Raw genomic sequence first — 23,009 nt, forward strand, 5'->3', positions numbered from 1 at the left:
ACTGATGTCATCACCTTACCTTGTCGCTAAGCGTTTACTTTCAGCACTACAGCTTGCGTCTCAGTAACAGCAAGGTGATCACCAGAAAAATGACACTTGGGGTGATAGCACCAATGGCCGGAGGGAGATGATACACCAAACTCATCGGCCCAAAGACTTCGTTGGCGATATAAAAGCCAAAGCCAAAAATCACCCCTGATAGCACCCGCGCACCCATGGTGACACTTCGCAAAGGGCCAAAGACAAAACTCAGCGCCAACAGCATCATCACCGCGATCGACAGCGGCTGTACCGCTTTGCGCCACAGGGCCAGCTCATAACGTGACGCATCTTGCTGTGACGCTTTAAGGTACGACACATAACTATACAAACCCGATAGCGGTAGCTCTTCCGGTTTCACCGTCACCACCGCTAATTTGTCAGGCGTCAGTGTGGTATTCCAAACCAATTCATCCTGCTCTACATTGCTCAGCGCGGTTTGATTTTGCATGCGCGTAATGGTCACATCTTTAAGCATCCAACTGTCTTTATTGAGATAATCAGCACGCTCAGCAAACACCACATTGGTCATGGTTTGCTGGTCATCAAACTTCCAAATGCTCACACCGGTCAGCGTATCTTGCTCATCCGCGCGGGCGATATAAATAAAATCGTCGCCATCTTTCGCCCAAACCCCGCGCCGCACCGACATCACGTTTCCACCTGATTTGGCAATGGCACGCAGCTCACGAGCGGCTTTTTGCGCATCCGGTGCGCCCCACTGGCCCAGCACCATCACAATCAACATTAACGGAATGGCCGTTTTAAGCACTGATAGGCCAATTTGGAGTTTCGACACTCCAGCGGCCTGCATCACCACCAGCTCTGAGCTTGAGGCCAGCATTCCCAAACCAATCAATGCCCCCAGCAAAACCGCCATGGGGAAGAACATTTCAATATCGCGCGGCATGCTGAGCAACACATACAAAATCGCTTTGCCCATGGTGTAGGTACCATCACCGACCGAGCGTAACTGCTCGACAAACTTGATGATCGCAGACAATCCCACCAAGGTCGCCAAACACAGTGACGAGGTGCCTATCAGAGTCCGGCCAATATACCAATCAAGAATGCGAAACATCAGGCAGATCCTTTTAAGCTAGCTTTGAGTTTTCTCACCGGTAGCGAATCCCAGCTGGCGAGGATCACGGCCAGTAATAAAGCGGCCACATTGATACTCCACAGACCAATTTGTGCGGGCAGATCGCCATCTTCTACCGCGGATTTCGCCGCGCTGATCGATAAAAAATAGGCCAGATAAATCATTATCGCGGGGAAGAGTTTGGCAAAGCGTCCCTGACGCGGGTTCACCGCCGATAACGGCACCACAATCATGGTCATCAAGGGGATACACAACACCAAGGAAATACGCCACTGCAGTTCGGCGCGCGCCTTCAAACTTGATTCACCAACCAACTGCAAGGTTGGCATCGCATCCCAGTCACGACTTTTTTCACGCACTTCGCGCTGACCAATCAATACCTGATAGTTTTTATAGGTCGTTACACCATAGTTAAGCTGAGTCGGTACGCCCTCGGTACGGGTTCCCTCTAACAAATCCAAGACTTGTCGACCGTCAGGCAGCTCAGACACATAGCCTTTATCGGCCACCACCACATTCGGCAGTAAAGAGCCTTGAGGGACGGGCTGAGCGACAAATACCTGTTTGAGCGTTTTACCATCATCTTCGATATTATCAACGAAAATCACCGCCTCACCCGATGGCGCACTTTGAAACTGCCCTTGCACCAACAATTCTAAACCGGATTTGGCCTCTAATTGCTCCATCACCTCGAGCTCTTGGTTATTGGCCCATGGCGTTAGCCAAAGCGAGTTAAACGCCGCCACGGATCCGGTGATAATCGCGAGATACAGCGCAGCGCGGATCAGAAACTCATTGCCAATCCCAGTGGCGTTCATGACCGTGATCTCACTCTCAGCATAGAGCCGCCCGAATGTAATCAAAATGCCGATATACAAGCTCAAAGGTAACATCAGCATTGCCATCGACGGCATATATAAACCGACTAAGGTAATGATCTGATTCCCCGGGATCGATCCTTCCGTGGCACTGGCGAGTACACGGATAAATTTTTGGCTGAAAAAGACTAGAAACAACACAAATAAAACGGCAACTTGTGTTTTAACTGTCTCCCGGATCAAATATCGAACAATTATCAAAGCGAAGGCACCTATGGAAAACTTGTTTTTTTACTCGAATAACTATAGTTTCTGGGTTAATTAGTTGTTTTCTAATCTTTCGGCCATTTGTTGACCGCCGGCTGATCTGGACGCATCAAAGCGCGTTCAACAACATATAGTGGCGGCATTATCCAACATTTGGTCTCAATTGTCTTTAGGATCTAGGAGTACAAATGGAGTTCAGTGTAAAGAGCGGTAGCCCCGAAAAGCAACGCAGTGCCTGTATTGTCGTTGGCGTGTTTGAGCCTCGCCGCCTGTCCCCCGTGGCCGAGCAACTCGACAAAATCAGCGACGGCTACATCAGCGCCCTGCTGCGCCGCGGTGATCTTGAAGGTAAACCCGGCCAAGTGCTCCTGCTACACCATGTTCCGAACGTGTTATCTGAGCGCGTATTACTGGTGGGTTGTGGTAAAGAGCGCGAGCTCGGCGAGCGCCAATACAAAGAAATCATCAAAAAAACCATCAACACCCTCAATGAAACCGGCTCGATGGAAGCGGTCTGTTTTTTAACCGAGCTACACGTTAAAGGCCGTGATACATACTGGAAGGTACGTCAAGCGGTTGAAAGCACCAAAGACAGTCTGTACACCTTTAACCAGTTCAAAAGTGTTAAGCCAGAAATTCGTCGCCCATTACGCAAAATGGTGTTCAATGTCCCAACGCGTCGTGAATTGAATCTGGGTGAGCGTGCCATCGCGCATGGCTTAGCGATCGCTTCTGGTGTGAATGCCTGTAAAGATTTGGGTAATATGCCACCGAACGTGGCGAACCCTGCCTATCTTGCCTCGCAAGCGCGCCGTTTAGCCGATGACTATGATGCGGTCACCACCCGTATTATCGGTGAAGAAGAAATGGACAAGCTGGGCATGCATTCCTATCTTGCGGTTGGCCGTGGCTCAAAAAATGAATCGATGATGTCGATCATGGAGTACAAGGGCAGCCCTGATCCAGAGGCAAAACCGATTGTGCTCGTCGGCAAAGGCCTCACCTTTGACTCGGGCGGTATTTCCATTAAGCCCGGTGCCGGTATGGATGAGATGAAGTACGACATGGGCGGTGCCGCATCGGTATTTGGGGTGATGCGTGCCTTGGCCGAGCTTAACCTACCTATCAATGTCGTGGGTGTGCTCGCCGGTTGTGAAAACATGCCAGACGGCCAAGCATATCGTCCTGGTGACATCCTGACGACCATGTCAGGGCAAACGGTCGAGGTGCTTAATACCGACGCCGAAGGTCGCTTAGTACTTTGTGATGCCCTCACCTATGTAGAGCGTTATGAGCCAGAGTGTGTGATTGATGTGGCAACCCTCACCGGCGCGTGCATCATGGCCCTTAGCCATCACATCAGCGCCCTAATTGCTAACCAGAACCCCTTGGCGCACGATATTATCAGTGCCTCAGAGCAAGCCGGTGACCGTGCGTGGCGCCTGCCAATGACTGACGAGTTCCAAGAGCAACTCGATAGCCCGTTTGCCGATATGGCCAATATTGGTGGTAAAGGCGGTGGCACCATCACCGCGGGCTGCTTCTTGTCTCGGTTTGCCAAAAAGTACAACTGGGCACACTTAGACATCGCTGGGACTGCTTGGAAAAGCGGCGGCAAAGAAAAAGGTTCCACCGGCCGTCCCGTTCCTCTGCTGGTGCAATTTTTACTCAACCGCTCCGGGCTTGAATTGGAAGAGTAACCACGAACAGGAGGCCCACCGGCCTCCTTTTTTGTTGAAACTTTATCCGGCACTGGTGTCTGCACGCACAATCGGCTATGTTGATGGCTCCGCGCTACCCGGACACCCCGCTTTTGGGACGGAGGCCGTTTCTCACATTTAGGAGCGTATATGCCCACCGCCACCTTTTATCTTTTGTCGCCGCCCGAGCCGGCAGACGACAGCAACAGCCTGGGGCTGACACCTGAGCAGCAAGCGCGTGAACAACAAATACTGATAGACACGGCCATTGATTTGGCTTTTTACTACTATCAACAAGGGCAACGCATTTATCTGGCCGCACAGGACCAAGCCCAAGCGCATCAATTGGATGACGCTTTATGGCAACGTGACCCAGATACCTTCGTGCCCCATAACCTGGTCGGTGAAGGGCCGCGAGGCGGCGCACCGGTGGAAATAGGCTGGCCAGGTGTGCGCCATACCGGTCATCGCAGTGTGTTAATCAATTTGGCGACAGAGGCATCAAATTTTGCGCCTTCGTTTGCACAAGTGGTAGACTTCGTCCCTTGCGATGAGACGCTTAAACAGCACGCGCGTCACCGATATAAAGCATACCGACTGGCAGGCCTGCAACTTCATACCTTGGCCATCGACCAATCGCCCAACCCTTGACGATCTTTCAAGAGCGCTATGGAAAAGACATATAATCCACAATCAATTGAAAAAGCGCTGTATCAGCGCTGGGAAGAGGCGGGCTATTTCCGACCTCATGGTGATACCAGCAAAGATGCCTTTAGCATCATGATCCCACCTCCGAATGTAACCGGTAGCCTGCATATGGGCCACGCGTTTCAGGATACCATCATGGATACCCTGACCCGTGCCGCGCGCATGAAAGGTAAAAATACCCTTTGGCAAGTGGGGACCGACCACGCCGGTATTGCCACGCAGATGGTGGTGGAACGTAAGATCGCAGCCGAAGAAAACAAAACCAAGCACGACTACGGCCGTGACGCGTTTATTGACAAAATTTGGCAATGGAAAGGCGAATCCGGTGGTACCATTACCCAACAGCTGCGCCGCTTGGGTGCCTCTGTCGACTGGGATCGCGAACGTTTCACCATGGACGAAGGATTCTCCAATGCGGTAAAAGAAGTGTTTGTGCGCCTGCACAAAGAAGACTTGATTTATCGCGGCAAACGCTTGGTGAACTGGGATCCGAAACTGCACACGGCGATTTCGGACTTGGAAGTGGAAAACAAAGATAAGAAAGGCCACATGTGGCATTTCCGTTATCCACTGGCTGATGGTGCCAAAACCGCAGACGGTAAAGACTACATTGTCGTTGCCACCACCCGTCCAGAAACCATGCTGGGCGATACCGGTGTTGCGGTAAACCCAGACGATCCGCGCTACAAAGATCTGATTGGTCAGCACGTGTTGCTGCCAGTGGTGAATCGTCGTATCCCGATCGTGGGCGACGAACACGCCGACATGGAAAAAGGCACCGGGTGTGTAAAAATCACTCCCGCGCACGACTTTAATGACTACGAAGTCGGCCAGCGCCACCAGCTGCCAATGATCAACATTTTGACCCTGAACGCGGATATCCGCGAGCACGCAGAAGTGTTTGATCACAAAGGCCAGCCAAGCACCGCCTACGCGAGCGACATTCCAGCCGCCTACCAGGGTTTGGAACGTTTTGCGGCGCGTAAAGCGATCGTCGCCGAGTTTGACGTTCTCGGCTTGCTGGGTGAAATCAAAGATCACGATCTGACCGTCCCTTATGGCGATCGCGGTGGCGTGGTGATTGAGCCAATGCTGACCGACCAATGGTATGTGCGCACCGCGCCGCTCGCCGAGCCGGCTGTCAAAGCGGTAGAAGATGGCGACATTCAGTTTGTGCCCAAGCAATACGAAAACATGTACTTTGCCTGGATGCGCGATGTACAAGACTGGTGTATTTCGCGTCAGCTTTGGTGGGGTCACCGCATTCCTGCCTGGTATGACGACCAAGGCAACGTCTATGTGGGCCGCGATGAAGACGAAGTCCGTCGTGACAACCAGATTGGCGACGACGTCGCGCTGCGCCAAGACGAAGACGTGCTCGATACCTGGTTCTCATCGGCGCTTTGGACATTCGGCACCCTCGGCTGGCCAGAAAATACCGATGCACTGAAAACCTTCCATCCTACCGATGTATTGGTGTCAGGCTTCGATATTATCTTCTTCTGGGTGGCGCGCATGATCATGATGACCATGCACTTCATCAAAGATGAAAACGGCAAGCCACAAGTCCCGTTCAAAACCATCTACATGACCGGCCTGATTCGCGATGAAAGTGGCGCCAAGATGTCGAAGTCGAAAGGCAACGTGCTTGACCCACTCGACATGATTGACGGCATTGGTATTGATGATCTGGTTGCCAAGCGCACCGGTAACATGATGCAGCCTAAGCTGGCTGAAAAAATCGAGAAGGCGACCCGCAAAACCTTCGAAAACGGCATCGACGCCCACGGCACCGATGCCTTGCGCTTTACCTTGGCGGCACTGGCCTCTACCGGCCGTGACATCAACTGGGACATGAAGCGTCTGGAAGGTTACCGCAACTTCTGTAACAAACTTTGGAACGCCAGCCGTTACGTGCTGATGAACACCGAAGAGCAAGATTGCGGCATGAACGGCGGCGAGATGACCTTCTCAAATGCCGATCAGTGGATCGAGTCTCAGTTCCAACAAGCGGCCAAAGACTTTAACACCCACCTCGACAACTACCGTCTCGATATGGCGGCGGGCGTCTTGTATGAGTTTATCTGGCATCAATTCTGCGATTGGTACTTGGAGCTGACCAAGCCGGTGCTGTGGAAAGGTGACGACGCACAACAGCGTGCCACCCGTTATACCTTGATCACCGTGCTGGAGAAAACCTTGCGTCTGGCGCACCCTGTGATCCCTTACATCACCGAAGCGATCTGGCAGAGCGTTAAACCGCTGGTAAACGGCGTGGAAGGCGACACCATTATGCAGCAGCCTCTGCCGCAATTTGATCAAAGCCACGTGAACACCCAAGCGTCAGAAGATATTGAGTGGGTGAAGCAGTTTATCGTCAGCATCCGTAACCTACGTGCTGAGTACGATATTGCGCCAAGCCAACCGCTTGACGTAATGCTAAAAGCCGCCGATTCACGTGATGCTGATCGTGCGAGCAGCAACAGCACCACCTTAAACGCACTGGCCAAACTGGGCAGTTTCAAGGTACTGGACGGCAGCGAAACGCTACCGGCCTGTGCGTCTGCCTTGGTTGGCAGCGCTGAGATCTTGATCCCAATGGCGGGCTTGATTGATAAAGATGCCGAACTGGCGCGTCTGGACAAAGAGATCGCCAAAATCGAAGGTGAGATCAAGCGTGTTGAAGGTAAGCTTGGCAATGAAGGCTTTGTCGCTAAAGCGCCCGAAGCCGTGGTAGCGAAAGAGCGTGAAAAGCTCGATGGCTATCGTGACACCTTAACCAAGCTCGGTGAGCAAAAGGTCACCATCGCTGCGTTATAGTTCATCGGTCTTACCGATACCCTGTGATAAGCCACGCCAATCGGCGTGGCTTTTTTTATGCCCAACACCAGCACACAATTGGCTTGGTTACTTTCTCAACGGTTGTTGTACCAGCACTGATCGCCTTTGATAGCCCTTCTCTATCTAAAAGATAGTGAGAACCGTTTTTATTTATCGACATGAACCGTACATACTGTCATTGTTGATTAAACGCGTGTTGCCGCGAAGGAGCTACACCATGAAAAAGACACTCAGTTTTGCCGCTATCCACTTTTCGATCGCCTTTACGGTCGCGTATGTGCTCACCGGCGATATCATTTTAGGTAGCTTAATTGCCATGACCGAGCCAACGGTCAACACGGGTGCCTTTTACCTTCATGAAAAAGTGTGGAAACTAAGCCGTCAAGCGCGTCCGGTGATTAAAACCGCCAGCTTTGCGGTGATCCACTTTAACGTCGCTTTCTTGGTCGGCTATTTGATCAGCGGTGATTGGTTAGTCGGTGGTGCATTAGCGCTGGTTGAGCCAAGCATCAATACATTGGCTTACTTTTTCCATGAAAAAATCTGGCAGCGCCGTCATGGGGTAAAACCCGCGCCGGTGCACCTTGGCCACCACCACTAAAACCACACCGGGGATAGTGACGCCGAACAACGCGCAATGATCGCCGCCTTGCCTGTATCGCGATTGAGTTGTGAAAGCCATCTCAGTGAGATAGATTGTCGATAAATCTATTATCCGGAGTGTATTAATGGCTAAGGATTGCCCCCAAAATTTACGCAAGGCTGACTCACACGCCCCTGCGTCCCTCGACGTGCGCTTAATTGCGCCGAGCGATAACCCTGCCATTGCCGATGTCATTCGTCGCGTCTCTGCCGAACATGGTCTTAGTGCCGATGCCGGATTTAGCGTGGCCGATCCCACCCTCGATTATCTCAGCGAACAATATACGCACCCGCATGCCGCCTATTGGGTGATTGAAGCAGATAGAGTGATCCTCGGCGGTGGTGGTGTCGCCCCTTTGCCTGGGCACGATGGTGTGTGTGAACTACAGAAGATGTACTTTCTGCCAGCATTACGCGGCAAAGGCATCGCAAAGCGGTTAGCCGTCAAGGCGATGGATACGGCGCGAGAATGGGGCTATCAGCGCTGCTACCTCGAGACCACCGCCAACCTCACCGCCGCCATTGCCTTATATCAGTCACTCGGTTTTGTGCCGTGTCCTAGGATGGGAAACACCGGTCACGACAGCTGTGAAGTCACCATGATAAAGGTGCTGTAAACAAGTTCAGGCAAATAAAAAGCCACGCTAACGTGGCTTTTTGAGGCTTACTGATGCGAGTAAATTTACTCGCTTTCTGGGCTTTCTTCGTCTTCATCCGACTCGAAATAGGTACCCCAGCCGTCGTAATCAATGTTGTGCTTGTCGGCCAACGCCACCAACTTTTCTACCTGCTCATCAATGCGTTCGGCATTCAAGGCGGTTTCCATGACCGCATCAAAGCAAACAATCGTGCCGCCCTCTTCCAGCTCGAGCTCTTCAGCCTCTGCTACCTCAAAGCCCATTTTAAAGGCCTCGACCGCCGCATCTTCCAGCGCCGCAAAGGTATCGGCACATAAATGGTGCTCAATGGTATATAACGCATCCGGATCACTGCCGTCAGCGAGAAGCTCCTCGATAATCATGCGCGTTTCTTGGTGTTGTTGTTCAATCAGTTCAGCCTGTGACATAAGCGCGACTCCAGAAAATGAATACGGGCGCAATATGGCACGGTTTCGGCAAAAATGCCACGTTCGCTCACCGCGAAGCTGACGATAAAACCGCCAAGTTGATGAATTTTCTGTGACCTTGCTAGTTTGGCGAGATTGTTAGTGATTTGTAACATTGACCTCCCCTCGGAAGGTTGTCATTATTCGACCATCCAAGGAGGACATGAGACACGCCCACCCTGTGCAAACGGCCCGCATTCCCACCTTATCGGTGAGCACACATCCCGGATGTGCAAGGCGCTGTTTGTCTCATTGCCTGGCCCGTATTAAGGAAAAAGAGGACCTACCATGAGTGAGTTTTACGTTGGATCCGAAGTTGGGCAACTGAAGCGCGTTCTGCTTCATCGCCCTGAACGAGCGTTAAACCACCTAACGCCATCTAACTGCCACGATTTGTTGTTTGATGATGTTCTGGCGGTAGAGCGTGCCGGCGAAGAGCATGATATGTTCGCCCGCACACTCACGGATCAAGGCGTGCAGGTGCACCTACTGCACGACTTACTGGTTGAGACATTAGCCGAACCTGATGCCAAGCAATGGCTGCTCGACACCCAGCTCAACCAATACCGTCTTGGCTATCAATTTGCCAACGATGTGCGCGCCTACATGGCCGATATCGACCACAACACGCTCGCGGACATTCTGCTCGGTGGCTTAAGCTATATCGATTTACCCGTGCAATCATCCTCGATGATGCAAGCGATGCACGACAAAACCGACTTCGTGATTGAGCCGCTGCCCAACCATCTGTTTACCCGCGATACCTCCTGCTGGGTGTATGGCGGCGTCTCACTCAACCCAATGGCGAAATCCGCCCGCCAGCGAGAGACCAATCACTTGCGCGCCATTTACCGCTGGCATCCTGAGTTCGCGCAAAGCCAATTTGTCAATTACCTCGGTGATGAGGTCCGCGATTACGACAACGCCGCGATTGAAGGTGGCGACGTGCTGGTCATTGGCCGCGGCGCGGTCTTGATTGGCATGTCCGAGCGCACCACGCCTCAAGGGGTTGAACAGCTAGCGCGTAGCCTACTGTTTAGCGGTCAAGCCAAAGAAGTGATTGCGGTGCAATTACCGAAAAACCGCTCATGCATGCACCTGGATACCGTGATGACCCACATGGATATCCATACTTTCTCAGTCTACCCCACGGTGATGCGCCCTGATTTGCCTTGCTGGCGCTTAACCCGTAAAGGGGAAGACAGCCTTAACGTGGAAGCACAGTCTTGCTACCTCACCGCGATTGAAAAAGCGCTGGATGTCGGCCCGTTAAACATCATTACTACCGGCGGCGACAGCTATGCCGCCGAGCGTGAGCAATGGAACGATGCCAACAACGTGCTGACCGTGCGTCCAGGCGTCGTGATTGGCTACGAAGGCAATACCTACACTAATGAAAAATATGATAAAGCCGGCATTAAAGTGCTCTCTATTCCCGGCGACCAACTCGGTCGAGGCCGAGGCGGTGCACGCTGCATGAGCTGTCCGCTAGAACGCGACGACATTTAAGCACTCAACACCGCCAGTGCAATGCTGGCGGTTCTCTCCCCACGCTCTTCTCTCCCACCTTTTACCGTCTGCTATCGTGTTTATGGCTTACCCGCACGGCCTACAACATTGATGGTTCTTTTCCCACTCCCTCTCATCGCTTCATTTCACCAATCAATCAGTTACGGTTAAAACTGCCAACATTCATACCGATTGATTACTGGAAATCTCATTCTTTTTCATTAGTGAGTATTTACTCCAATTCCAAAAATGACTAATTTCGCATTAGAGTTTCAGTTTTTTTGTGAACTGTACTCACAGCTCTTTTTATTTGAGATAGCGTGTTTAAAGACAAGCATCGCAAGATACAAAGCGTTAGCCCTAGCTAACGTCAGTTGGACATAACGAAAAGGAAATGCGATGAATAAAAAAATACTGATCTCGCTGCTATTCGCCGGCCTTTCTCAGGTTTTCACCCCCGCTTTTGCCGGTAGCGCAGATAACAACGTGGTAGAGATAAAACGCGACACCGCCAAACAACTCAGCCAAGACTATGCGCAAATTGCCCCAACGCTACAGCGCAATATTAATAGTTATGGCTTAAATGCTCCCTTGTCGGCACTGACACAGCCTCAAGCGCGTAGCTCACGCAGCAAACGCAGCCTGGATACTCAGCTGCACAGCGCTGACCGTGCATTGCGTGAGGCGCAAGGCGTCGAAGACGTCGCCGACCAACTGCTCGAAGTACGCTTAGCCGACCCAAGCATGCTCGCGCGTTGGCAAGCCGGCCAAGCGCCTTTGTTTGCCTTTGAGCCGGCCGGTGATGAAAAAAGCTGGACCCAGATTGAGGCCTTTGACACTGAGGGCAACACCCACTGGCTAGACGTCTATCAAATGCCTGACCGCCCCGTGTTAGTGATTGATACGGACGGCAAAGCGGCATTAAAAGCCGGATTGGAAGTGATGCGTCGCACCTTGGCGGAGCAGAACCCTGCACCACGGATGCGTCGTAGTGCACGCATGATGGCACAAGCCCCAGCCCAACCCATTGACACCACAGTGCTAAAAACCATCCGCCTGGCCGACGATAAAGAACCGTGGATCTCCGGCGCAGCAGAAGTGTATGCCATTGTCACCGGTGTGAACCCAAGCCGTGACGAACCGACGCTCGACATTGTCGATATGCCGTATTTGGATTACGACAAAACTACCTATTACCCCAACCAAGTGATGATCCATTGGGATCGTTATCGCTGGGGCGCGGCAGACGTGATCTTAATGGAGCAAGACGACGGCACCAACTACAAAGAGCTGGCGCTGAAACTTAACGAGGTGGCGAGCGACATCCTAGCCGCGATCCCCGACTTGGAAGCGCAAGCCTATGGCGTGGTCACGCAAATCACCGGAAAAATCATCGAAGCCATCCCCGACGGCTGGCTGACCAACGATGATGACTTTGTTGATGTGTACTACACCCTGCTTAAAGGCCGTGCATACCCAGACCAATACGGCGCCGGCGGCAATGCCATGGCAACCTGGGAGCCACTGACCATTGAGCCGACTCAATAACACAGGCTTGGTTTCATTGAGTGAGATAAACAAAACGCAGCCGTAGGGCTGCGTTTTTTCACTGTGACTTTACTGCCCTGGATCTCTATTACTCGTTCCCACGCTCCTGCGTGGGAATGCATACTGAGCTCGACCCCTGAACAGAAGTCGTGACAAAATCATCAAGCCGCACTTGTCGAGTTTGGTTACTCTGATTCTGCTGAACGGATCCCTGTTCTTACACGATCTAACACCGTGGCCAATGTTAGTTGGCCACTACAATGACAAAATTTATACATCGATGGTGCCATTGGCGTAGGTGACACAAGCCCCGGTAAGATGTCAACTATGATGCATTATGCCACCTGGGCGCCAGTTGCACTGCGCCTGTTACGTTTGGCGCCAATTTTATCCACGATGTCGGATGGCGCGCGGCGGAAATCACACCCAGCTTGCGCGATCGAGAAGGCGCTTATGCCGACCTACGCGTACTTTAACGTCGGTGATGTCATTGGCGACGATTACTCGTTCCCACGCTCCTGCGTGGGAATGCATACGAGATTTGAACCATGAACTGAAATCGTTACAAAACCATCAAGCCGAACTTGTCGAGTTTGGTTACTCTGCATTCGCCATTAAAGAAGCTCACTCATTTCAGGAACACTGTCGGCTTGCGTTAGCAAGTATTCACACTCTGTTTGGATGAGTGACACACACAGCTTTATGTGTTCACGTTCCCCATCGTCGATTCCTTGAGCTTCGGTCAGGTCAATCGCTTCCTTCAGCGCATTTTTTATAGCACCAACGGTTTCTACCATTATGGCCGCCATTTTGGTGCCTGAATAACCCAGCAGAGCGCCGAATTCAGCTAAATCATAGCTGGTGATAGGACGTTGGAAGTTGCCTTTCCGCCGATTTTGAAAGTCTTCACTTTCCCAATCGCCAATCGACATTGCAAAATATTGCGGGATACTGGCGGCTCGCCCCTCATCAGCAGACAATTTACCACTTCGCGAATTGCGCTTTGCTCCCTCTTGAGCAATAGCTTCTATGTTCACTAAATCATAAAAAGGGGTCAGCTCTAGGCCTTTAGGGGTGACGAAGAAGCTAATATTTTTACCATGAGCATCATAGTTTAGCGTTGCGAGATTAAAGAGCATCCATTGGGTAAGCTTTAGGTTGGTGGTTACCGTGTCTATGGTTTTGACGCTCAGTAGACGCGGGAAAGAAACGCCATCGCGCATATACACGCCATCGCCGTCATCCCCATTCTGACGGTCGTATTTATAACCTGGAGGTAAGTCAGTTGCCTGACAGCCATCAATCACATGTTTTCGTTGAACGACATCACGAATCGCGATATAGGCTCGATCGAACCGCTCTATGATCAGTGTCCTCGTCTTCCCAATGCGAGTTAACTCAACATTAGCGACGTCCAAACATGCCGTACCAATGACATCCATCCCTACTATTACTTCCGACACCTTTTCGCTGAATTATCCAAGCAGTCACCATCGGATGATATACCAGATCTGATACCATGGTGTGTGGCTCTCAGTGATGTCGAGTAGGCGCTCACCGGTTTATTAACCGTTTACTGAATTACGCCTCCTAATATCGATGATGCGGCAGTTGGTTCACTATCTATAACTGGCGTTGACAAGGGTAGTGCCCTTAAAGGCTATCGGCTAAGAGGTAAACCAACAGGAAATGAAAAAAGGGCCGTGCTACGGTACAGCCCTCTCTCTATCGTCACATTACTTCATGTTTACATTTACCCCAAGCAATTAGTGTCTTTTGGCTTTGGTCAAATGCCAACCTTCACCGTGCTTGCACTTATAAATTTCTAACTCAATGCCTTGCTCTTCGTAAATGATATTGGCTCTTAGCCTGGCTTCTTTACTTGTAGGGTATGAATTTTTGTACTCCCCGATAGCGGAAGTGCATCTGGAGCACTTTTTACTAGGAGTAAGCCTAGACTTTGGAGATAAATGCCATTGCCTGCACTACTTCTCGCATTTATAGGGTGCTAGATCATTCCCATATACATTTCTAGAGTATTTAGCGGCAACTTGTGCCTCAAATTCCGTATAGTAAACACTTAGAGGCTTTCCGGACACTTTCCCTAGGCACGTCTCACTTTTCATATCAGCACCTCATCAGAGACGTTGAACATGTTTTTAGCATGGTAACGAGACTTAAAACGATTACAATTGAAGTTTACTTGGTTCAATGCCGTCTCTACACCTACATCGGTAATACGTTCACTGTAAATATAGCCAGACATACCACTATTGTTTTGATAAAAACGTCCGTTTGGGTCAATCATCAAGTATGACTCAGTCATTGTGTTGTTTGACTCAGGAGAGATTGGTAAGCCCTTACCTAAATGTTTCTCAACAAACCGACGAAACTGATCATCTGAAATTAACAGTTCGTGCTTATATGTAGGCATCACCTGAAGCACTTTCCATTTGTCTACTGCTATGCTGGAAATTAGATGAGTAAAGTCTTCTTCACAGTTTAGAGCGTTTACAACGGTGTTAATTTTCGTCTTCAATCCTTTTTGGGTGTGCGATAGAAGTTGTAGTGCAAGCTGAAGTTCATATTCGTTTAGTGAATTGCCTCTTCTGTCAATGCGACCTAACTCTCTTCTAACGGAGGATTGTTGACTATCGAAGCTGATACCAATCATATCCAGTGTATTAACGGGTAATTCGAAACGCTGCCTTAACAGGTAGCTACCGTTAGTAATGATTGAAGTTTGGAATCCTTTCTGTTTAGCCATTACTAAAGCAGTAGAGAACGCGCTACCTAGCATCATTGGCTCACCACCAGCAAAATTTAAACGTACATCCTGGTAACCAAGCATTCTTTTGATCTCTGGGTTACCATGAATGAAATAGTTAGCTAGTTTGTCGAGCAGTTGTTCAATAGAGCTCAATGAGCGATGAATCTCATTGGGTTTTCCCCACTTAGCAAAGCAATAGGTACAGTTATAGTTGCAAGCCTCTGTTATGTGCCAGTTAATTACGAGTTCGTTTAACTGCCTAGAGGTTATTCTATTTATTGTGTTGGCGTTAGCAACACCGTGAGTTACTTTTGGCATACGTATACTCCTTGACGGGCCTACAATCGTAGGCCGTAAAGTTTTTACATGGCGGACGGCAAGCGTCGAGGTAGGAGCATCGGGCTCCAGTACACCAAGATGGGATAAATTTAATGTAGTTTATGGGTTACGCATTAAGTTGCGTCTGGTTTTGAGGGCATCCTCATAATTTATTTTCATACCGAGATTTTGTCGCTGGCAGATAAGTAACCACCATTCAGCTGCAATAATACCTCGCTTCAAATCTGCGATAGTAGAGTTCTTTTTTTTGTTTCTTCGGACAGCTTTGTAACATTCATTTGCGACTGCACGTACATCCGGATCAGGATCTGACTGTTTGATGAAATACACTGCTTTATGAACTTTGCCGTCAAGATCAATCCCTAACTCAGTTAGTGCCTTTAAGTACCCTTGCCGCCAAACTGAAGATCGTTCAACTATTTGTTCAACTTCGTATTGTTTATCACACGCTTTTTCGCCTTTGCGAAGACGTAAACGGCTCAGACAAAACTCAGCCAATTCGTGGGTACAAGCTATAAAGGGCTGCGATAATTTTTTTTCATGGTTTTCTGGCGCTTCGCCCAAATTGATGACGTGATTATTATCAAAAATTTTCTTAGCAAGGTCGCTAATAGGCTCATACCACTGATTCGTACTCGTATTGAAGGAACGACCTCGTAACGAAATCGTCTCATCAGCAAAGGAGCTTGAATAAGAACGCATTAACAACATACGATGACGAAAAGATTTGCTTGGCTGTACTTTGTCTAGGCTTTCCAATAAAACCCTGAGCAGGTCACTATAATTGAGAGGTGCTTCTGTCTCGTCAGATTTAGAGACCTCCCCTCTCAAAACACCAATACTTTTATCAATATATGGAGTTAGATTTTCACCATCACCATATAGATAATCAATAGCAGTAGTCGTCCATTCAGGGATTAACCTCTTTGGAAAATTAACTTTTTCAGGAAGCCCTCGAAACAGTTCGCGCCACCATTCAGAACAGGCGGAATAGAACTCAGAAGAGACTCCCCTTCTTGCAGGGGCATGAGCCGATAAAATGCGAAGTTGCTTCTCAATTTCTAACTCATTTATATTCGCCAAGAAAAGATCTTTCCAGGTAGCAAAAAAAGTTTCGCATACCCATTTTTCAGAGCTACTAGATAATTCTGGCGCTCTTTGCTTGTCGCCCAAAATGCGGTCAAAGTCTTGCTGGATCGACCATCCTATCCAAGTTTCTAATTGCTGTGAGCTCAATTGAGAACATAATGCTTCCAGCTCGTTGTTGCGACGAATGTCCAGTTCTTCATGACGTAGTGTCTCCCAATCAAATTCTCTGTAGAAATCATGGGATATATGGTTAAAGTACCGGTCAACTTGCTGAGCCCATTGTTCAAGTTCTGAGCCAGAAGCATTATCTAAGTTAAAACTTAGAATCAAAACCTTCTCAAGCTCCTGCTTTGTATTGTTGAGCCAGTTAGTTAGAGACCTTTTGACCTCTTCGTCATCAAAGTCTTTCTGCCAAATTAGTAACTCAAGCCGTTCCCATGGCGTCTCCCCAAAAGAACTATATAAGTCACAAGAAATGCGTCCCATTTCTACATCATGTTTTAGCCATTTGTGTAAGAATTCTAGGCCTAGTCGAATTGATTGAGCATGTTCGCAAGTAATACTAGAATCATCTTTTGATGAAGCTAGCGATAGTATTCCTTTAAATAAGCTCGAGTCGTCTGAGCGGTATCTTAAGCTATCAAACGGTGGAGCAATAAGGCACAAACAATCCCAAAGAGTGTCCAGTCTCTCACTTCTATTGAGGGAACAAAACGCATCATCATTGAAAAATGATTTGGTGAAAAAAAACTTATCTCCATAGAGATATCGAGCAAACCAACCATATGATCCAACGCGTTTTTCTATTCCCGCTTTATAGAAGCGGTAAGGAGAGGTTGGAAAATATGTGTTCGCTACGTCAGTCAAAAACTTGAATAGTGATGACTCTCTATAGGAATCGTCAGCAGAAAATGGCTGTAACCGAAAACGAATGTTTATATTTTGGCAAAACGCTAGCGCTACGCACTTTTCTGGTTCGGAGTTCTGCTCGTTAGCGGTAGTCAAAGCATCTTCAAGGCTCGATGAGTTATAAAAGACATCAATCCAGTTTTCTGAAAAGTGTTTAATCAATAACGTTCGGTAATTTCCTTGAATTTCAAATTCATCTAGTGCTTGCAAGAAACGTTCAACGGGGTCTTTTTTTTCATCGAGGGGACGATTGCCAAATGGCGCATCTATCCTGCACATAGTTTTCTCCAATAAAAATGGGAGTTAGGTTTCACATGTAGAATTTACCGGAGCAGTGTCCGGATTTGCAGCTGAAACCTCCCGTGCAATAGAGGGGAGCGGAAAAGTGAGTAACGTACTCGGTAGCCGACTGCAGTTTAGTCCAAAAAAATCCTAAGTGAATTTCTTTATAGTGTCAATACCTTGAGGAGAGAATACGAAAAGACGAGCATTCTAATCGGCGTTTGAAAGCTCACCATCAAGTAGTGAGCTATGGTCAAATCTGGTGTATGATATCCAAAGTTGTGCCCTGCTGATTTCCCTCAGGCTTGCGAACACCATCTCGGAATTCCCCCCCCTTTGATAACGTCCGCGAGCAGCGTAAATCCTCTCAGTCTTCGCCAATTTGCCTCGGCAGTTCTAACAGTTTGCAGGCCATTAATAGCGTAGTTTCCCGGCTCCCACAACTCTTCGTCTTATTGGTTATCAACCTCACCCTCGCGAACATTGACTCGATCGGGTTCGTCGTTCGGATGTAACGGAAGTTGTACCCGTTCCTTGTTTGACTCAACATCAGCAGGCACAAAAAAGGCGTAGTAGGTACTAACCTGCTACGCCTTGCTATGACTGGTGGCCCCTCCCAGACTTGAACTGGGGACCAATCGATTATGAGTCGACTGCTCTAACCACTGAGCTAAGGGGCCGAATGGATTGGGATTATAGGGGAAGGCAAACAGGGTGTCTAGTTGTAAGGGGGGTCAATTCAGTATGGTTTTTGAGCACTTAGCGCAGTGGTGGCAAAACAAGCGCCGCCAGTGTGACGGCACTCATGCTTTGCTTACTGAGTTCTGTGACACCACTTACTGCATGGCGGGGTCTTCGCTGTTGTCATCGGCGGGCCAGGTTTCTTCTTCCGGTGGCCAGGCGCTGTTGTCGTCTTCTGGTATTGGCTGGGTGTCGCAATCCGTGCCACCTTCAGGGCAGGTTACCGCTGGCTGGCCGTCTGCAGGCTGCATAGGCTCGTCATTCGCCATTGCCGGGCCCGCTAGGCCAACTATCATCATCAGTGCGCTCAGAGTCAGTGCTTGGTTGTGTGTTTTCATGGTGTTCTCCTTCCTAATAGTGTCGTTGCCCTTGAGGACAGAAACACTATCTCGCACTCGTCGCACTGGCCTGTCATTCCCTCGCTATAAGGCGGTAAAAGGATTGTGTCGTTTGTCGCCAATTTATCAGCATTGTCAGTCCTTGATTAAATCCCCCTCCTGCGGTCAGAAAACCTTCAAAACGGTGTGTTAATGGTTAATTGATGGCCTTTACGCTCGGTTTTGTCGCTTGCATCTTGTTGACACGCACTTTACTATCAGAGAATAATTAAACATAAATATCGATTTAATATTCAATTTAGCGCATTATTTAGGGATAAATATGAAAAGCGACCTCTACCAGCAATCACTGCTCACCTTACTCGACTTGTCACCTCAGCAAATCCACGATCTGATTGATGATGCCGCCGTCCTTAAAGCGGCCAAAGCCTGTGGTGAGGAAACCCCACAGCTGACGGGCAAAAACATTGCGCTGATTTTTGAGAAAACCTCAACCCGCACCCGCTGTGCGTTTGAAGTGGCGGCGTTTGATCAAGGCGCACAAGTCACGTATCTCGGCCCCAGCGGCAGCCAAATTGGCCATAAAGAGACCATGAAGGACACCGCGCGGGTGTTAGGGAGAATGTACGATGGCATTCAGTATCGTGGGTTTGGTCAAGAGGTGGTGGAAACCTTAGCCGCCCATGCTGGTGTGCCGGTGTGGAATGGCCTTACCGATGACTTTCACCCCACTCAAGTGCTGGCGGATTTACTCACCATGCAAGCGCACAGTGACAAGCCGCTCAATCAAATCGCCTTTGCGTATTTGGGTGATGCGCGCAATAACATGGGCAATTCGTTGATGGTGGGCGCGGCCAAAATGGGGATGGATTTACGCTTGATTGGTCCTAAAGCCTATTGGCCTGAGGCGGATTTGATTGCCACCTGCCAAGATATTGCCGCCAGTACTGGAGCAACGATCACACTCACGGAAGATACGGCGGCGGTGAAAGGCTGTGATTTTATTTATACCGACATCTGGGTGTCGATGGGCGAGCCAGAATCGGTTTGGGTGCAGCGGGTGGCAGATCTCACGCCTTATCAAGTCAACCCCGGTTTGATGGCCGCTACCGAGAACTCAGATGCCAAGTTCATGCACTGCTTGCCCGCGTTTCATAATGACGAGACCGGCGTGGGTAAACAAATTGCCGATCAATACGGGCTCAATGGCCTGGAAGTGACCGACGCGGTATTTGAATCAGCGCAATCGATCGTCTTTGATCAAGCCGAGAACCGCCTCCATACCATCAAGGCTGTGATGATTGCCACACTCGTCAAAGCAAGCGCGTAAACGATTGCACTTTTGCTTGCACAGCACAAATAGGGGCGTATAATTCGGCCAGATTTCACTACACGGCCAGAAGTTATGTTGGTTATTCCACCCACAAACAGCGATTTATCCGCCCCATCGCGGGACGGCATTCGCATTGGTCGTGATCGTAAAAGCCTCCGTTTCGGAGGTTTTTTTTTGCCTGTAGCACACTGCAAAGAAAGGGACTCGCGTTATGGCCAATACGCTTTATCACAAACATATTATTTCCATTCCCGAGCTCAGCCGCGACGAGCTAGAGTTAATCGTTGCCACGGCGGGCGAACTTAAAGCCCGCCCGAACCCGACGCTGTTAAAAAATAAAGTGATTGCTAGCTGCTTTTTTGAAGCGTCAACCCGCACTCGGTTGTCCTTTGAAACCGCGATTCAGCGCCTTGGCGGCTCGGTAATTGGCTTTCCCGACGGCGGCAATACCTCGTCAGGCAAAAAAGGCGAAACCTTGGCTGATTCGGTCCGTGTGATTTCTTCTTACGTTGATGGCTTTGTCATGCGTCACCCAAAAGAAGGCGCTGCGCGATTAGCGTCGGAGTTTTCTGAAGGCGTGCCGGTGGTGAATGGTGGCGACGGCGCAAATCAGCACCCGACCCAAACCTTGCTCGATTTGTTCTCGATTTACGAAACCCAGGGCCGCTTGGATAACTTAAATATCGCCATGGTGGGAGATCTCAAATACGGCCGTACCGTGCATTCGCTGACCCAGGCGTTATCAAAGTTCGAGGGCAACCGCTTCTTTTACATCGCCCCGGATGCACTCGCCATGCCAGAGCACCTGCTTGATGAGCTTGCCGCGGGCGGCCACCCGTATAGCCTACACAGTAGCATTAGCGATGTGGTGCCTGAGTTAGATGTACTTTACATGACACGGGTGCAAAAAGAGCGCTTTGATGAGTCAGAATACGCCCACATTAAATCAGCGTTTATTTTAAGTGCCGGCATGCTGCGTGATGCCAAGCCGAATATGAAGGTGATGCATCCGCTGCCACGCGTGGATGAAATTACCGTTGATGTCGATAAAACCCCGCACGCGTATTACTTTGAGCAAGCAGAAAATGGGGTGTATGCCCGAGAGGCTCTACTCGCGCTGGTGTTAAATGAACAGGTTGAAGGAGTTGCAATATGAGCACGGATAATAAACTACAAGTCGAAGCGATCTGCCACGGCACTGTGATTGATCATATCCCCGCGCACATTGGCTTTAAGATCTTAAACCTGTTTCAAATGCATGGTAGCGATCAGCGGATCACTATTGGTTTGAATCTGCCTTCGTCGGCGCTCGGCAGTAAAGATTTGATCAAAATCGAGAACGTGGTGATCAGCGAAGATCAAGCCAGTCAGCTTGCCCTGTACGCGCCACAGGCAACGGTGAATCAAATTGAAGATTATCAAGTGGTCGCCAAGCTGCCGCTGACATTGCCTGAGGTGATTCAAGGGGTGTTTAGCTGCCCAAACTCTAACTGCATTACCCATGGCGAGCCGGCTGTCGATAGCTCATTCCGAGTGCTCACGGAGGCCGACGATGTGAAGCTCTGCTGCAAGTACTGTGAGAAGGTATTCTCACGCGAGATCATGACCGAGCGTCACTAGTCTTCGCTGTCTAACCCTAGTGCGAGGGTGCTCGGTTGCGGGCGCGCTTGCACTGCGCCTGCCGCGCGCGTAACACATAAAAAACCAGCATCGAGGTGCTGGTTTTTGTCATCGTTTAACCTGCCAAGTGGTTATTTCACCACGGTAAGCGTCGGCTTGCCTTTTTTACTCGGCGCCGCTGGCGCTTCTGGTTCGTCATCGGCCTGCGGCAGTGCGTCTGGATCGTCAACACTGTCAACAGAGACAAGCGATGGCTCGTCCTCTTCGGTCGGTGCCGGCTCGAACGTCTCGTCCTCGAACATCTCGTCATCAGCGTTGGCGTAGGCAGGCTCCATTTCAAACATGGTCCCGGCGCCATTTTCACGCGCATACAGTGCAAGCACGGCTGCCATTGGCACCATCACTTGCTGCGGTTTACCGCCAAAGCGCGCGTTAAAACACACATGCTCGTTACTGAGTTCAAGATTACCGACTGCTCGCGGGGCGATGTTCAGTACAATTTGCCCGTCTTTAACGTAATCAAACGGTACTTGCGTTCCTGGTAAGGTCGCATCGACCACAATGTGTGGCGTGAGATCGTTGTCCAGTAACCAGTCGTAAAACGCCCGAACCAAATAAGGACGGCGCGGTGTCATGGCAAATTCAGATGTAGACATTATTGACCTGTTAGTCGCATTTCACGTTCAGCTTCTGTCAGTGAGGCGAGAAACGAATCACGCTCAAACAGACGCGTCATGTAGTCTTTGACTTGCTTCGAGCCCTGACCGGTCAGTTCGATACCCAGTGCAGGTAAACGCCATAAAAGTGGCGCTAAGTAGCAATCAACAAGGCTAAATTCTTCACTTAAGAAGTAAGGATCTTCGGCAAAGACAGGCGCCAGAGCCAGGAGCTCTTCACGTAATTGCTTACGGGCTTTATCCGCCTCATCCGCACTGCCCTGCATGATCTGATCCACCAAGGTATACCAGTTACGCTTAATGCGATACATCATCAAGCGGCTTTGTGCACGCGCGACAGGATAAACCGGCATCAATGGCGGGTGAGGGAAACGCTCATCCAAGTATTCCATGATGATGTCTGCGTTATACAGCGCTAACTCACGGTCAATCAAGGTTGGAACAGAGTTATAAGGATTTAAGTCAACCAGATCTTCTGGCAGATTATTCGGATCCACCAGCTCGATTTCTACACTGACACCTTTCTCTGCGAGGACGATGCGTACCTGATGACTATATAAATCAGATGCGTCAGAGAATAACGTCATCACCGAGCGTTTATTGGCAGCAACAGCCATCAACCCCTCCAGGAT

The 23,009-nt window shown here is 49.8% G+C and carries 18 protein-coding genes, 1 tRNA gene and 3 pseudogenes; 11 read left to right on the forward strand and 11 right to left on the reverse strand.

Going from position 1 to position 23,009, the window contains the following annotated elements:
• Positions 1-46: 46 nt before the first annotated feature.
• Positions 47-1,120 (reverse strand): LPS export ABC transporter permease LptG, encoded by a 1,074-nt coding sequence (gene lptG, locus BZG75_RS03850; RefSeq protein WP_021022635.1) that lies wholly within the window; start codon positions 1,118-1,120, stop codon positions 47-49.
• On the reverse strand, positions 1,120-2,220 hold the full coding sequence (gene lptF / locus BZG75_RS03855) for an LPS export ABC transporter permease LptF (protein ID WP_021022636.1): 1,101 nt from the start codon (positions 2,218-2,220) through the stop codon (positions 1,120-1,122). Before lptF ends, lptG begins: the two co-directional genes overlap by 1 nt.
• A gap of 194 nt (positions 2,221-2,414) precedes the next feature.
• Between lptF and pepA the strand changes: the two genes are divergently transcribed.
• From pepA to BZG75_RS03880, 5 genes are all read left to right on the forward strand, one after another.
• Entirely contained in the window at positions 2,415-3,926 is a 1,512-nt protein-coding gene (gene pepA / locus BZG75_RS03860; protein WP_021022637.1) for a leucyl aminopeptidase, read from the forward strand.
• Positions 3,927-4,076: 150 nt separating this feature from the next.
• Positions 4,077-4,577, forward strand: a complete 501-nt coding sequence (locus BZG75_RS03865) for a DNA polymerase III subunit chi (protein ID WP_021022638.1) — start codon at positions 4,077-4,079, stop codon at positions 4,575-4,577.
• 18 nt (positions 4,578-4,595) lie between these two features.
• A complete protein-coding gene (locus BZG75_RS03870) occupies positions 4,596-7,454 on the forward strand; it encodes a valine--tRNA ligase (protein ID WP_077459875.1) in 2,859 nt (952 codons plus the stop codon).
• Between the two features lie 238 nt (positions 7,455-7,692).
• Positions 7,693-8,076 carry a DUF2061 domain-containing protein gene (locus BZG75_RS03875; RefSeq protein ID WP_077459876.1) on the forward strand — a complete coding sequence of 128 codons (384 nt, stop codon included), beginning with the start codon at positions 7,693-7,695 and terminating at the stop codon, positions 8,074-8,076.
• Between the two features lie 127 nt (positions 8,077-8,203).
• Complete coding sequence (locus tag BZG75_RS03880; protein ID WP_077576221.1) at positions 8,204-8,734, forward strand: GNAT family N-acetyltransferase; 531 nt, start codon at positions 8,204-8,206, stop codon at positions 8,732-8,734.
• Between the two features lie 65 nt (positions 8,735-8,799).
• On the opposite strand, the gene rraB is transcribed toward BZG75_RS03880, so the two are convergent.
• On the reverse strand, positions 8,800-9,183 hold the full coding sequence (gene rraB, locus BZG75_RS03885) for a ribonuclease E inhibitor RraB (RefSeq protein ID WP_021022642.1): 384 nt from the start codon (positions 9,181-9,183) through the stop codon (positions 8,800-8,802).
• A gap of 327 nt (positions 9,184-9,510) precedes the next feature.
• Between rraB and arcA the strand changes: the two genes are divergently transcribed.
• Both arcA and BZG75_RS03895 read left to right on the forward strand, forming a co-directional pair.
• Complete coding sequence (gene arcA / locus BZG75_RS03890; protein WP_077459878.1) at positions 9,511-10,731, forward strand: arginine deiminase; 1,221 nt, start codon at positions 9,511-9,513, stop codon at positions 10,729-10,731.
• Positions 10,732-11,130: 399 nt separating this feature from the next.
• Positions 11,131-12,279: a DUF3103 family protein gene (locus tag BZG75_RS03895; protein WP_077459879.1), complete on the forward strand. Its 1,149-nt coding sequence runs from the start codon at positions 11,131-11,133 to the stop codon at positions 12,277-12,279.
• Between the two features lie 614 nt (positions 12,280-12,893).
• On the opposite strand, the pseudogene BZG75_RS03905 reads toward BZG75_RS03895, so the two are convergent.
• Positions 12,894-13,703, reverse strand: a pseudogene (locus BZG75_RS03905) (HipA domain-containing protein); the annotation flags it as partial.
• Between BZG75_RS03905 and BZG75_RS03910 the strand changes: the two are divergent.
• A pseudogene (locus BZG75_RS03910) lies at positions 13,692-13,829 on the forward strand (transposase domain-containing protein); the annotation flags it as partial. The pseudogenes BZG75_RS03905 and BZG75_RS03910 overlap by 12 nt on opposite strands.
• A 572-nt stretch (positions 13,830-14,401) precedes the next feature.
• On the opposite strand, the gene BZG75_RS03920 reads toward BZG75_RS03910, so the two are convergent.
• From BZG75_RS03920 to BZG75_RS03935, 5 genes and pseudogenes are all read right to left on the reverse strand, one after another.
• The gene (locus BZG75_RS03920; protein WP_077576224.1) at positions 14,402-15,367 is read right to left on the reverse strand and encodes a viperin family antiviral radical SAM protein; all 966 of its coding nucleotides are present in this window, start codon (positions 15,365-15,367) and stop codon (positions 14,402-14,404) included.
• Positions 15,368-15,487: 120 nt separating this feature from the next.
• Positions 15,488-17,665, reverse strand: a complete 2,178-nt coding sequence (locus BZG75_RS03925; protein ID WP_077576225.1) for a hypothetical protein — start codon at positions 17,663-17,665, stop codon at positions 15,488-15,490.
• A gap of 256 nt (positions 17,666-17,921) precedes the next feature.
• Positions 17,922-18,182: pseudogene (locus BZG75_RS15520) on the reverse strand (IS256 family transposase); the annotation flags it as partial.
• Between the two features lie 90 nt (positions 18,183-18,272).
• Positions 18,273-18,348 (reverse strand) — tRNA-Ile (locus tag BZG75_RS03930).
• Positions 18,349-18,504: 156 nt separating this feature from the next.
• Positions 18,505-18,747 (reverse strand): hypothetical protein, encoded by a 243-nt coding sequence (locus tag BZG75_RS03935; protein WP_021022648.1) that lies wholly within the window; start codon positions 18,745-18,747, stop codon positions 18,505-18,507.
• 322 nt (positions 18,748-19,069) lie between these two features.
• On the opposite strand from BZG75_RS03935, the gene argF reads away from it, so the two are divergent.
• From argF to pyrI, 3 genes are all read left to right on the forward strand, one after another.
• Positions 19,070-20,077, forward strand: a complete 1,008-nt coding sequence (argF, locus tag BZG75_RS03940; RefSeq protein WP_077576227.1) for an ornithine carbamoyltransferase — start codon at positions 19,070-19,072, stop codon at positions 20,075-20,077.
• A gap of 214 nt (positions 20,078-20,291) precedes the next feature.
• Positions 20,292-21,236 carry an aspartate carbamoyltransferase gene (pyrB, locus tag BZG75_RS03945; protein ID WP_077576229.1) on the forward strand — a complete coding sequence of 315 codons (945 nt, stop codon included), beginning with the start codon at positions 20,292-20,294 and terminating at the stop codon, positions 21,234-21,236.
• Complete coding sequence (pyrI, locus tag BZG75_RS03950) at positions 21,233-21,700, forward strand: aspartate carbamoyltransferase regulatory subunit (RefSeq protein WP_021022651.1); 468 nt, start codon at positions 21,233-21,235, stop codon at positions 21,698-21,700. Before pyrB ends, pyrI begins: the two co-directional genes overlap by 4 nt.
• Before the next feature lie 131 nt (positions 21,701-21,831).
• Here pyrI and sspB read toward each other — a convergent pair whose 3' ends face one another.
• Complete coding sequence (gene sspB / locus BZG75_RS03955) at positions 21,832-22,356, reverse strand: ClpXP protease specificity-enhancing factor (protein ID WP_077459889.1); 525 nt, start codon at positions 22,354-22,356, stop codon at positions 21,832-21,834.
• Entirely contained in the window at positions 22,356-22,994 is a 639-nt protein-coding gene (sspA, locus tag BZG75_RS03960) for a stringent starvation protein SspA (protein ID WP_021022653.1), read from the reverse strand. Before sspA ends, sspB begins: the two co-directional genes overlap by 1 nt.
• Between the last annotated feature and the right edge of the window lie 15 nt (positions 22,995-23,009).

Origin of the sequence: Salinivibrio sp. AR640, from assembly GCF_001995405.1 — a bacterium.
GTDB classification, from domain to species: domain Bacteria; phylum Pseudomonadota; class Gammaproteobacteria; order Enterobacterales; family Vibrionaceae; genus Salinivibrio; species Salinivibrio costicola.